The following is an 11644-nucleotide window of genomic DNA, read 5'->3' as shown; positions in this document are numbered from 1 at the left end:
CAGGAACGCGCAGACCATCCTGGACCTCTTTCGGCACCCCTTCCAACGGGGATCGTCACAGTCACCGGGGCTGTCCGGTCTTTACTCCCGGTGGAAACCCTCGAACATCCGGCTCTGGACGGCACAGGCCTCGTGGAAGATCTCGACCAGGTCGGCGTCCTCCCCGGCCGCACGGTGCGTGGCCCACTCGTCGAGGGCGGCGCGCATGGCGACGTTGACCGTCTCGGCCATCACCCGGGCCCGCAGGTCGCGGTGCACGGCCCGGCACTGGTCGGCCTCCGTCCGCAGGGCGGCCCGGCGCAGGTTGTCGTCGTGGTTGAGCAGGCAGCGCACGCGCAGCAGGCGGTCGATCGGTGCGCCGCCGAACTCGGCCAGGGTCGCCGCGACCGCCTCGACGACCACGGCGAGGGTGACCGTGCCGCTGCCGACCCGGGCGGTGATGGCCTCGTCGAACGCGCGGTTGGTGCCGAGCGCGGCGTCCTCCTTGGTCGGGAAGTAGCGGAAGAACGTGCGCGGGGAGACTCCGGCCGCGACGGCGATGTCGTCGACGGTGGTGCGCTCCGACCCGCGCTGTGTGAACAGGTCGAGGGCGGCGGCCTCGATGTCGGCACGGGTGGCCAGGCGGCGCCGCTCACGCAGATCCGTGGTGTCAGTCACGAGCGAAATGCTACCGCTTGCCAAGATGGCAGTCACTGCCACTACTGTAGGAGGCGCCAATCAATAACGGGGAGTTTCACGTTGACCACCACACCTGAAAAGGTCAAGCCCGACACCGGACCGGCCCGGTTGAGCGGACCCGACCGCAGCCTCATCGGCCTGCTGGTCTTCTCCGCGTTCGTCGTGATCTTCAACGAGACGGTCATGTCGCTGGCGCTGCCACGACTGATGGCGGACCTCTCCATCTCGGCCGCCACCGCCCAGTGGCTGACCACCGGCTTTCTGCTGGTGATGGCCGTGGTCATCCCGGCGACCGGCTTCATCATGGAGCGCTTCACCCTGCGGCAGATCTTCATCGCCGCGATGGGCCTGTTCAGCGCGGGCACCGCCATCGCCGCCGTCGCTCCCGGCTTCGAGCTGCTGTTGCTCGGCCGGATCGTGCAGGCCGGCGGTACCGGCGTGATGATGCCGCTGGTGATGACCACCGCGATGACCCTGGTCCCGGCGAATTCCCGGGGCCGGATCATGGGTGTCATCTCGATCGTGATCTCGGTGGCGCCCGCGATCGGCCCGACCGTCTCCGGCCTGGTGCTGTCCCGGCTGAGCTGGCGCTGGCTGTTCCTGGTGGTCCTGCCGATCGCCCTGGCCACCCTCGCCCTGGGCGCCTGGAAGGTCCGCAACATCACCACCCCGAAGAAGGCCCACCTGGACGTGCTGTCGCTGCTGCTGTCGGCGATCGGCTTCGGTGGTCTGATCTACGGGCTGTCCAGCCTCGGCGAGGCCGCCGGGCACACGCCGGTCGCCCCGTGGATCCCGGTGACCGCCGGAGTCGTGGCGCTGGTCCTGTTCGTCTGGCGGCAACGTGCTCTGCAGTCCGGCCGGGGCCCGCTGATGGACCTGCGGGTCTTCGCGCACCGATCGTTCACGGTCAGCCTGCTGGTGCTGGTCACCGGTTTCGTCGGCCTGTTCGGCGCGCTCATCCTGCTGCCGATCTATCTGCAGAACGTGCACGGTGTCGGCACCCTGCAGGCCGGTCTGCTGGTGCTGCCCGGCGGGGTGGCGATGGGCGTGCTGTCCCCGATCGTCGGCCGGCTCTTCGACCGGTACGGCCCGCGCCCGCTGGTCACCCCCGGCACCCTCGCGGTCAGCGCCGGTCTGTGGCTGCTCTCCACCGTCGGCCCCGGCACCGCGCTCCCCCTGGTCGTCGTCTATCACATGCTGCTGACCAGCGGACTCGCCACCTTGATCACGCCGCTGATGACGTCGGCGCTGAGCACCCTGCCGATGAACCTCTACGGCCACGGCAGCGCCATCATCGGCACCCTGCAGCAGCTGGCCGGGGCGGCCGGCACGGCGTTGTTCATCACCGTGCTGTCCCAGACGATCACGGCCCGCAGCGCCGAGGGCGCCACGCTGCTCGTGGCGACCACCGAGGGGATTCAGGCGGCGTTCGTGTGGGGCGGGGTGATCTCGCTGGTCGCGGTGGCTCTCTCCTTGCTGGTACGCCGCAGCGAACCGCTCCCCGAGGGACACCTCCCGGTGCACTGACCGTAAACCGTCACGATTTTGTCGTACCCCTCGGGCAGAATCGGCTCCATGAAACTCTTGGATGTCCGCGACGACCTGACTACGTCGCACCGCACTCTGCGAATCGGCGAGTCGACCCTGACGTCGACTCGCCGGTCCGACGGCACGATCGTCATCGAGGTGGGCCGTCAGCTCGGGGACGGCTCGTGGCAGTGGACCGTCGACGGGCCGGGCTGGGACGGTCGGTGAATGGCATCGACCAGCTTGACTGTCGGGCTGGTTGGCGGCAACGTTCGCGCCATGAAGATCTCCCGTCGTTCGCTCATCGCCACCGCGGCCGCCGCCGGGGCGGGTGCCGCCATGGCCGCGGCCCCCGCTGACGCGCAGACGCGAAAGGTGATCCGGCCGGCCGCGCTGCGTCCCGGCGACCGGGTCCGGGTGGTCGCCCCCGCCGGAGTGCCCGACACCCGGCTGGCCCGCGGCATCCAGATCCTGGAGGGTTTCGGGCTGGTCGTCGAGGCCGGCGCGCATCTGTACGACCGGTTCGGCTATCTGGCCGGCACCGACGAGGACCGGCTAGCCGACCTGAACGCGGCCTTCGGCGACCCCGGCATCAAAGGTGTCTTCGCTGCTCGCGGTGGCTACGGCACGCAGCGGATCATCGACGGGCTGGACCTGGCCGCGGTCCGCCGGGATCCGCGGGTGGTCGTCGGGTTCAGTGACCTGACCGTGCTCAGCGGGCGACTGTGGAACGCCGCCCGGCTGGTCAGCTTCTACGGCCCGATGGTGAACTGGACCGATTCGCGGACCGGGCCGGCCGAGATCGAGTCGCTGCGCAAGGCGATCATGACCGACGAGCCGACCGTGCTGACCCGTGATCCGGCCGAGCCCAGTGCCGCGGTCGCGGTTCCCGGCACGGCGACCGGCCGGCTGCTCGGCGGCAACCTGACGATGCTGCAGACCAGCATCGACACCGAGGACCTGCCCGACCTGCGGGGTGCGATCCTGCTGATCGAGGACACCGACGAGTCCGCGTACAGCTACGACCGGATGCTGACCCACCTGATCCGGGCCGGCGCGCTGCGCAAGATCGCCGGCGTGGCGATCGGCCAGTTCACCAACGCGCCGGTCACCAGCGGCCAGTGGACCGCGGCCCAGGCGGTGCAGGACCGGCTCGGCGGTCTGGGCGTCCCGGTGCTGGGCGGTCTGCGCATCGGCCACGGCAACGGCCAGCTCACCGTCCCCCTCGGCACCCGGGCCACCATCGACACCGCGGCCGCGACTCTGACCGTGCAGCCGGGCGTCCGGGTCGTGCCGGCGGCCTGAGGGTCACCCGTCGGGGGTCCCCGGCGTTTGTCAGGATTCTGATGGCTGCCCGCCTCGGATATGGCGTCGACGCAGGCCAGAGCAATATTTCTGATCATGGTGGCCAGTGCCGGGAAGCCGGGATGGCGGTTCCGCGTCCGCGGTGCCGGCGTCCGCCGTATCAGTCGGCATGGCGATGTCCAGGCAACCGGCGCCGGGGCCGGACGACATCAGGCACCGTATGCGGGAGGCGGTGGCGGCCACGGTCGTCACGCAGGGCACCCGGGTGCGGTCGGTGTCCGCACCCGCACTGATCGGGGTTCTGGCAACGTCCGCGCTGGCTCCGCTGGCCGCCCCCGACGAGGAGACCGCCCTCTCGTACAGCCCGGACGGCAGGTTCCTCGCGGTGGCGGCCGGTCCGCGACCTTCCGGTCGCGGAGGTTCAGGCGGTCGCCTTCAGCCCCGACGCCGGCACGATCGCCACTGCCACGAACCCCGAGACGCGGATCTGGGACCTGACACTGTCCGCCGCCCCGGTCCCCGCACTCTGCCGGCAGACCGGTGGCCTCAACCGTCAGGAATGGATGACTTTCGCCGCCGGCGAGAGTTACCTCGACGCCTGCCCGGACTCGGCTGTCTACCCTGGACGCTGATCTGGTGATCGCAGACCGTCGTGGGAAGGACCCGGAGAAGATGGCGAGTAGCAGCAGCCCGCGTAGGCGTCGGCGTCGTGCGGTTCGGTCCTCCGTGCAGCGGGTGACTCTGATGGTGGCGGACGAGGCGACCTTTCGGCAGCTCAGTGCGGCGTACGCGTCGTTCGTGTGGTCGCCGGATCAGCACTCGGAGTACCTGGACGTGCACGACGACGCGATCGAGAAGAGTCGCCGGGACGGTGCGGTGGTGCTGGTCGGCAGGTTCGAGCATGCGGACTTCGTCGACTTCTGTGCCGAGGCGGGGCTGGCGCCGGACAGTGCCGCGTCCCGGTCGGCGTACGCGGTGCGGGCCGGTGCGAGTGCCGAGGTGAAGGAATGGGACGGGTCGGCTCGGGACCTGCTGCTGAGTGCGAGCCTGCTCGACTCCGTCGGCACGCGCGCCGAAGAGGCGATCGCGGCGGCGCAGCAGGTCGTCGAGGAGCTGACGGATCTGATGCTGTCGGCGCCGCCGGGGCCGGGCAGTGTCACGGTGACCGTGAGCGCGCCCGGCGACGAGGTCACCACGGTGCTGTTCCCCTGGGAGCTGGCCGGGGACGAAATGCAGGTCAGCAGGCCTTTCGAGTTGCTGTTCACGGCTGTCGCCGCTGGTGTGGTGAACGGCGGCGGCCTGATCGTACGGATCCGGACCGGGGTTGATCTTCGGGGTGGTGTCGCCCAGACCCGGGTTCTCGGCTGGCGGCTCGGTGATCATGACGCTGCCGAGATCTCCGATGCGGAGCTGTTCAACGCGTTCTGCACCGACGCCACCACCGGAGATCTGCTACCGCCGGAGTACGGCACCGTTTACGGCCGCGGTGCATGATCAGACCAGCGCGAGCACCAGCGCGATCAGGCCGGTGACCAGCAGAGTGCCCAGCAGCCAGCCGAGTAGCAGGCCGCCAGCGGAACCGGCGCGGGCGCGCCACGACGGCACCGCCGCCACCACGATCAGCATCACCAGGTAGAGCAGGGCCACCAGGACCAGCGCCGGCAGGAAGCTGAGCGCCACCGCCATGGCGGTGCCCTCGTCACCGAAACGGCTGGCCACCCGCAGGACGGCGGCCAGCACCAGGAAGATCGCCACTTGGCCGAACGCCCCGATCCCGAGGCTGCGGCGGAACGACCCGGTGGTCGTCGCATAGGTCATCGTCGTCTCCCCTGTGTGGCGGGCCGCATCGGCCCGATACCTGAGAGAACGTCGAAGAACCTGGATCCTTCAACCGGTGTACGACCAGCGCGTCAAGAAGCTGTCCACAACATCTCCCTAGGTTCGTCAGCGAACACCGAGCAGGTTCGGTGCCGCAACGATCGAGGAGTTCCGGTGGGCCGCCCGCAACACGTTTCCGACCAGTCTCAGCGGCGTCTCCGGGTGCTCATCGACGAGCAGGGGCCGACGATGCGGCGCTATGCGCTCAGTCTCACCGCCGGTGACCACGCGACGGCCGAGGACCTGGTGCAGGAGGCGCTGATCCGGGCGTGGCGCAGCATCCGGACCGTGCCCGCCGACGAGCCCGGTTCGCGGCGCTGGCTGTTCACCGTGCTGCGGCGGCTGTTCATCGACGACCGCCGCCGGCAGCAACGCCGTCCGGTCCAGGTCAGTGAAGTGGACCTCACCGCCGCGGCCACCGAGCCGGACACCGCCGTGCTCGTCCTCGCCCGGCAGTCGTTACGGGAGGCGGCGGGCCGGCTGAGCGGGGTGCAGCGTGAGGTCCTCTTCCAGGTCTTCTTCGAGGACCGGGCGGTCACCGAGGTGGCCCACCGCCTCGGCATCCCGGAGGGCACCGTCCGCTCCCGGCTGCATTACGCACTGCGCACCCTGCGGCAGGCCGTCTTCGAGAAGTGACCGTGGCCGGACCTCAGAGTGTGCGCTCCAGCATCGTGCGGACCGGCTCGGCCGGGTGGCCGATCAGCTTCTCCAACGTGGGGTCGGTGACCGCGAACTCGCCGCGGCGCGCCGCCCGGAACATGCCGAGGCTGAACTCGGCGGCGGGGCGGGGCATGCCGCCCTCGACCGCCGACTCCACCCACTCGTCGTCGCCCACGACCACGTGGGTGATCTTCCGGCCGATGACCTCGCCGGCGATGGCGGCGACCGCCGCGAAGTCGAGTGCAACCGGCGCGGTCAGCGGTGCGGTGGGGCCGGTCGCGGAGTCGTCGGTGAGCAGGGCGGCGGCCGCTGCGGCGAGGTCGTCGTGGCCGGTCCACGAGACCGGGCCGTCCGCCGGAACCGCCAGCCGGCCGGTGGCCGATGCAGCGTCGAGGTAAAGGCGGAGCGTGCTGGAGTAGAAGCCGTTGCGCAGGGCGACGTAGGGGACGCCGGTGGCGGCCAGGTGCTCCTCGGTGCGCGCGTGGGTGATCATCGGCGGGAACAGCGAGTCCACCGACACGCCCTGGTGACTGGTGTAGAGGATGCGCCGGGCCCCGGCCGCCTTGGCGGCGTCGATCGCGGCGAGGTTGGCGTCGACCGCCCCCTCGCCCCGGATCGCGGCGCTGACCACGAGGACCTGGTCGGCACCCTCGAAGGCGGCCGCGAGGGAGGCCGGGTCGGTGAAGTCACCGCGGCGCACCCGGACGCCGCGGGCGTCGAGGGCGGCGGCCTTCGCGACGTCGGTGACGCTGACCCCGACGGTCGAGGCGGGCACTCGCTGCAGAATCCGGCCGACGATCCGCGAACCGAGCTGACCGGTGGCTCCGGTGATGACGATCATGCGTACTCCTCAGGATGTTTCCGTTGTTACGCCCTTGACGTTAGCACTGATTTTTCCGTCGCTAACAAGCGACTGTTACCATCGCTAGATGGAGCTTGCCGAAGGGGCCGACACCCGGTCACGGATCGTCAGCGCGGCCGCCGAGATCCTGCGGGAGCAGGGCGCCCGCGCCGTGACCACCCGTGCCGTCGCGCAGGCCGCGCGAGTGCAGGCGCCGACCATCTACCGCCTGTTCAGCGACAAGGACGGCCTGATCGACGCCGTCGCCGAGCACGTGATGGCCACCTACGTGTCCGCCAAGTCGTCCGCCGGGCCCGGCTCCGACCCGGTGGCCGACCTGCGCGCGGGCTGGCAGGCGCAGATCGATTTCGGACTGGCAAACCCTTGGTTGTACGAGTTGATGACCAGCCCCGCACGAGCCGAGCGCTCCCCCGCCACCGCCGCGGGCATCGACGTGCTGCGGGCGAAGGTGCACCGGCTGGCCACGGCCGGACTGTTGCGGGTCGACGAGCCACGGGCCGTCGCGATGATCCACGCGGCCGGCTCCGGCACCGTACGCACCCTGCTCGGCCTGCCGGCGGAGCAACGCGACCTCGGGCTGGCCGACCAGATGTTCGACGCAGTCGCCGCGAACATCCTGACCGGCACACCGGCGGCACCGGCGAGCGACGTCGGGGCGGTCGTGGTCACCTTCGCCACCGCGCTACCCGGCCTGCCCGGGCTCACCGGTGCCGAGCGGGCACTGATGGCCGAGTGGCTGACCCGGTCGTTGACCCGACTTCACGAGCCGACAGAGCCCGGCACCGTCGAGGCGTGACCGGTTCTCCGGACGTACGACCAGCGATCTTGAATCGGCCGCCGGCCTTGACCGGCGAAGCCCACCGCCCGGGCCGCGACGCCGGCCGGGCAGGCCGCCTTGAGCCGGCGCTCTCATCCGGCCGGGCGGTCGTGCTGGTCGCCGGCTCCGGCGCATGACGGCCGGTTCTTCTCATAGGCCTGGCGCCTTCTTGATGACCTTGATGACCTTGGGGCACGCGGCCTTGGTCGTCTGATCGTGAACCCTGGCGGTCAGGTCGACCAGCCGGTCTGGCGTCGGCGCGGCAGCCGCTGCCATGATCAGCTCATGGTTTCCGGCAACACCCCGGTGTCGGGTGAAGTGGTGTTCGGGTGGTCGTCGTGGCGTTACGTGGTCGCGGCGGCCGCGATCAGCTTCGTTGCGACCGCCGTCGTGCGGCTCGCGTCTCTGCTGTCCTCGGATCGTGCCGGCGGGCCAGGCAACCTCGTCACCGCACGCGATGCCGCTCTTGTACCTATATGCGCGATTTCAATCGCCATATTTTCTCTGTTGTTCTCCCGCGCGCGCCCGGCTTGGTTGAGGTTTGGCGACGGCTGGGTCGAGCTGGCGGCTGAGCGGCGCGATGTGGTCGTGGTGCCCTACCAGGCCGTGACGAGTGCCCGCGTCCGGTGGGTGTGGCCCGTCGCGATGCTCGACGTTTTCGTTGACTCCGCTGATGAGTCGCGGTTGATGGGACTTGACCGTGGCGGCCGTCGGCCGTTTCGTAAGCGCGAGGGTGACCTACTGCGCTTCTCCATGCCGATTGCGGGGCTGAGGTCGTCGGCGGCGGGCATTCGGTCCGAACTCCGGCGCCGCGGCCTCAGCGAGTGACTTGGCGAAGCCAGCACTTCTGATCAGGACCTACAGCGACGCCGGAGGCGGCCGGCCCGCCGTCAGTTCGGGAACGCGTCGGGGTCGACGTCGGTGGAGGTGGCGTTGCCGCCGGCCCGCACCTTCAGGCTGATCCTCCAGATCGTGTACTGGCGCGAGGTGGTGGTGAACTTGAAGCTGGAGTCGAACTTGCTGAATCCACAGTTGCGGGTGAAACGCTTGCCGTCCCAGTCGGTGCCGGACGCCAGGTAGATCTGGTAGGTGCCGTCCTTGATCCGGCCGGTCGTGACCTTCTTCTTACCTCGCACGTAAACGGCGACGGCCGGCTTCTTGGACCCCGACTTGACCAGCTTGATCACGGTGTCTTCGGCGTTGCCGTTGTCGGTGGAGAGCTGACCGCTGCCGCCGGTGGTCCGGGTCAGGTAACTGCCGTTGGTCTTGCGGCGCTTCTGATCCTTGGTCACGGCGGGCAGGAACGAGCCGAACCGGTACTTCGCGGCCGGGTCGGCGGCACCGAGCGCGGTGACCGCGGTCCGCAGGTCGGCGGCGGCACCGGCCCGGCTGAGCGCGGCGGTGGCCGAGACTCCGGTGCAGACACTCCGGTCACCGGCCGAACCGGACACCGCGGTCAGCGCCTCCTCCAGGAAGAAGAGCGCCGAGACGAGGTCACTGTGCGCGGCGGTGGCCTCGGCCGGAACGGTCAGCGTGGACAGCGTGGACGCCTGGCTGCGGGCCGTCTCGGCGAGATCGTCGGCGGCCGCTCCCACCGTGCGGGGCGTGGTGGCCTTGCGGAGGGTGGCGAGCCCGGCGGTCAGCTGGCTGTTGGCCTCGTCGAGCGCGAGCTGGAAGGCTTTCGCGTCGAGCGGCGGCGGGGTGGGGGTCGGGGTGGCCTCCTGGACCGGCTGGGTCGTGGTGGTGCCCCCGCTGACCCGGTTTCCGGTCGCGGCGTCGCTCCCCCGGAACAGGGTCGGCACCAGACAGATCCCGCCGACGAGAACGACGCCCACGACGACGGCGATCACCCGGGTCCGAGTGCCGAACCGCGGCTGGGCGGGCGCGGCGAACCCGGGGTGGGCGGGCGCCGGCGGCGGCGGTCCGAACTGCGGGAACGGCCCCGCGGGAAGCACCCGGATGGTCACGGACACGTTTCGCGTGGTCGCCGCACCGGTGGCCGGGTCGGTCCATGGCAGACCGACGTTCAACACCGCACCGTCATGGGCGCCCGGCGGAAAGTAGAGCAGGACGGGCGTGCCGTCCGGTGGCACCGCAACCGCCTTGGTCACACCGGCGAGGGCCTCGGCCGCGCTCAGTTCGACGACGGCTTCCGCCGGCCCCCCAGTGAAGTTACCCCCCGTATTCACATCCATCCTAAGAGTATTGGAGGGTTGCTTCCGGAAGTCCATCCATGACGTTCAGTCCAAACCATCGAGATGTGCAACTCGGACCGTTCGGCGGGGTGCGGCCCTCCGCAAGCGGCGGCGGCGGTGCACCTTCGTGAGGTTCTCCCCGAGCGTTGACCGCTGGTCGGCACCTCGTCAGCCGCCGCCGAATGCGCTCGCGGCGGCCGATGAGGTGCCGGCGGTCGTGCACCCCTTGCACGATCTGAGCGCTCCTTTCCTGCGTCATCAGGTCGGCGGAGCCGTCGAAGAAGGGCGTACACCGCGGCTTTCGAAGACCTCTTTCGCGGCGAAAGTGGCGTTCAGAGCGCGCGGGAAACCGGCATAGACGGCCGCATGCAGCATCGCTTCGACGATCTCGTCCGGGGTCAGGCCGACGTTGAGCGCGGCGCCTACGTGGACCTTGAGCTGGGGTTCGCAGCCGCCGAGGGCGGTCAGGATACCGATGGTGACCAGTTGGCGGGACCGGGCATCAAGGCCGGGCCGGTCGTAGATGTCGCCGAACGCGAACGCCGCAACGTGGTGGCCCAGCGCGGGGGAGACGTCGGCGAGCGAGTCGATCACCGAGGTTCCGGCGTGGCCGTCGATTTCGGCGAGGACGTCAAGACCACGGTTGCGCCGTTCGAGGTTGCCGGCGCTGGTGACGTCGTGCTGTGCGGTGCTCACGGTTGGGTGGATCCTCCGTACGTCGCGATCTTGTATTCGGTGGCGGCCAAGGCCAGCTGGATCTGGGCAAGCTGGGCCCGCAGCGTGTCGCGGTGCTCCATGAGCAGGTCGAGGCGGTCGGGAACGGTGACGTCACCGCGGTTGACGAGCTCGACGTACTGGCGCAGGTCGCTGATCGGCATCCCGGAGGTGCGCATCCGTGTCAAGAACACCAGGCGCCGGACCGCTGGGGCACCGTAGACCCGGTGCCCGGCCGGATTGCGTGGCACCGTGATCAGGCCGGCTCGCTCGTAGTACCGCAGCGTGTGCGGGCTCACGCCCACGTGACGGGCCGCCGTCGCGATGTCCCACTGCCGGGATTCATCGTCGAGGACCAGGTCCTGCAGGGCCTCGACGGAAACTCCGCCCGGCGGGTCGACGGCGAGCCGCAACGCCTCCGCCAACTGCTCGTTCACGTTCATGGCGCCGACGTTAGAGCTTCGAGCGCGCTCCAACGCAAACGACAGCGAGAACTCACAGCAAGCCGATCGTCGATCGCCCTTCCGATCGGGTCGGCCACCCGACAGGCGCTGGAAGCGGCCAGGAAGACGATGCCGGCGGCCCGGGAGAACCAGGCGATCGCGGTACGACCGGGTCGGCGAACCGTGATCCGAGGATCAGACACGCGGCGATGAAGATCCCGGCGCCGATCATGCCCACGCCCGTACCCGCCGATCAGCAACGGCACCCACGTCCGGCCGCGCCCGGTCGTGGGTGCCGGCCCAGTCCGACGGCAGTGGCGACGGTCATCAGCCCGGTGATGATCAGGTTGGCGGTCTGGATCCAGCCGAGGCGGAATCCAGACCGCCAACAGCGAGACCGAATTCGGGCACTACGAGCTGACAGTCTTCGGAGCCGGGCGAGTCTTCGACCGTGCCGCTCTCACGACACAGCTGGAATCACTGGTACGGGCGGTGGCGGATCCCGGCCCCATCGCAGTGCCGTTCCAGCCGGATCACTGATCCCGGGTGCCGGAACGGCTGGATA

Annotated in this window: 14 protein-coding genes; 7 read left to right on the top strand and 7 right to left on the bottom strand. The window is 70.0% G+C overall.

Going from position 1 to position 11644, the window contains the following annotated elements:
- Positions 1–81: 81 nt before the first annotated feature.
- On the bottom strand, positions 82–657 hold the full coding sequence (locus tag BLU81_RS50395; RefSeq protein WP_231954312.1) for a TetR/AcrR family transcriptional regulator: 576 nt from the start codon (positions 655–657) through the stop codon (positions 82–84).
- An 81-nt stretch (positions 658–738) separates the two neighbouring features.
- On the opposite strand from BLU81_RS50395, the gene BLU81_RS08650 reads away from it, so the two are divergent.
- From BLU81_RS08650 to BLU81_RS08635, 4 genes are all read left to right on the top strand, one after another.
- Complete coding sequence (locus BLU81_RS08650; protein WP_092543238.1) at positions 739–2205, top strand: MDR family MFS transporter; 1467 nt, start codon at positions 739–741, stop codon at positions 2203–2205.
- A gap of 48 nt (positions 2206–2253) precedes the next feature.
- Positions 2254–2433, top strand: a complete 180-nt coding sequence (locus BLU81_RS08645) for a hypothetical protein (RefSeq protein WP_092543236.1) — start codon at positions 2254–2256, stop codon at positions 2431–2433.
- Positions 2434–2544: 111 nt separating this feature from the next.
- Positions 2545–3510, top strand: a complete 966-nt coding sequence (locus tag BLU81_RS08640; RefSeq protein ID WP_231954748.1) for a S66 peptidase family protein — start codon at positions 2545–2547, stop codon at positions 3508–3510.
- Between the two features lie 735 nt (positions 3511–4245).
- Positions 4246–5004: a hypothetical protein gene (locus BLU81_RS08635; protein WP_157751414.1), complete on the top strand. Its 759-nt coding sequence runs from the start codon at positions 4246–4248 to the stop codon at positions 5002–5004.
- On the opposite strand, the gene BLU81_RS08630 is transcribed toward BLU81_RS08635, so the two are convergent.
- Positions 5005–5328 (bottom strand): hypothetical protein, encoded by a 324-nt coding sequence (locus BLU81_RS08630; RefSeq protein ID WP_092543230.1) that lies wholly within the window; start codon positions 5326–5328, stop codon positions 5005–5007. It lies immediately after the preceding gene.
- A 174-nt stretch (positions 5329–5502) separates the two neighbouring features.
- Here BLU81_RS08630 and BLU81_RS08625 point away from each other — a divergent pair, with 174 nt between their 5' ends.
- A complete protein-coding gene (locus tag BLU81_RS08625; RefSeq protein ID WP_157751413.1) occupies positions 5503–6024 on the top strand; it encodes a sigma-70 family RNA polymerase sigma factor in 522 nt (173 codons plus the stop codon).
- 13 nt (positions 6025–6037) lie between these two features.
- Here BLU81_RS08625 and BLU81_RS08620 read toward each other — a convergent pair whose 3' ends face one another.
- Positions 6038–6889: an NAD(P)H-binding protein gene (locus tag BLU81_RS08620; protein ID WP_092543226.1), complete on the bottom strand. Its 852-nt coding sequence runs from the start codon at positions 6887–6889 to the stop codon at positions 6038–6040.
- An 88-nt stretch (positions 6890–6977) separates the two neighbouring features.
- Here BLU81_RS08620 and BLU81_RS08615 point away from each other — a divergent pair, with 88 nt between their 5' ends.
- Positions 6978–7706 (top strand): TetR/AcrR family transcriptional regulator, encoded by a 729-nt coding sequence (locus tag BLU81_RS08615; RefSeq protein WP_092543224.1) that lies wholly within the window; start codon positions 6978–6980, stop codon positions 7704–7706.
- 171 nt (positions 7707–7877) lie between these two features.
- On the opposite strand, the gene BLU81_RS51470 is transcribed toward BLU81_RS08615, so the two are convergent.
- A complete protein-coding gene (locus tag BLU81_RS51470; RefSeq protein WP_269461010.1) occupies positions 7878–8003 on the bottom strand; it encodes a hypothetical protein in 126 nt (41 codons plus the stop codon).
- A gap of 9 nt (positions 8004–8012) precedes the next feature.
- Between BLU81_RS51470 and BLU81_RS08610 the strand changes: the two genes are divergently transcribed.
- On the top strand, positions 8013–8555 hold the full coding sequence (locus BLU81_RS08610) for a hypothetical protein (protein WP_092543222.1): 543 nt from the start codon (positions 8013–8015) through the stop codon (positions 8553–8555).
- A gap of 62 nt (positions 8556–8617) precedes the next feature.
- Here the strand turns inward: BLU81_RS08610 and BLU81_RS08605 are convergent, their stop codons facing one another.
- The 3 genes from BLU81_RS08605 to BLU81_RS08595 all read right to left on the bottom strand — a co-directional run bounded on the left by BLU81_RS08605 (position 8618) and on the right by BLU81_RS08595 (position 11079).
- The gene (locus tag BLU81_RS08605) at positions 8618–9922 is read right to left on the bottom strand and encodes a hypothetical protein (RefSeq protein ID WP_092543220.1); all 1305 of its coding nucleotides are present in this window, start codon (positions 9920–9922) and stop codon (positions 8618–8620) included.
- Between the two features lie 258 nt (positions 9923–10180).
- Positions 10181–10618, bottom strand: coding sequence for a carboxymuconolactone decarboxylase family protein (locus BLU81_RS08600; protein WP_092543218.1), 438 nt, complete (start codon positions 10616–10618; stop codon positions 10181–10183).
- On the bottom strand, positions 10615–11079 hold the full coding sequence (locus tag BLU81_RS08595) for a MerR family transcriptional regulator (RefSeq protein WP_092543216.1): 465 nt from the start codon (positions 11077–11079) through the stop codon (positions 10615–10617). Before BLU81_RS08595 ends, BLU81_RS08600 begins: the two co-directional genes overlap by 4 nt.
- Positions 11080–11644 lie beyond the last annotated feature (565 nt).

Origin of the sequence: Actinoplanes derwentensis, from assembly GCF_900104725.1 — a bacterium.
GTDB classification, from domain to species: domain Bacteria; phylum Actinomycetota; class Actinomycetes; order Mycobacteriales; family Micromonosporaceae; genus Actinoplanes; species Actinoplanes derwentensis.
The sequence above is the reverse complement of the archived record's forward strand: the minus strand, read 5'-3'. Positions and strand labels throughout refer to the sequence as shown.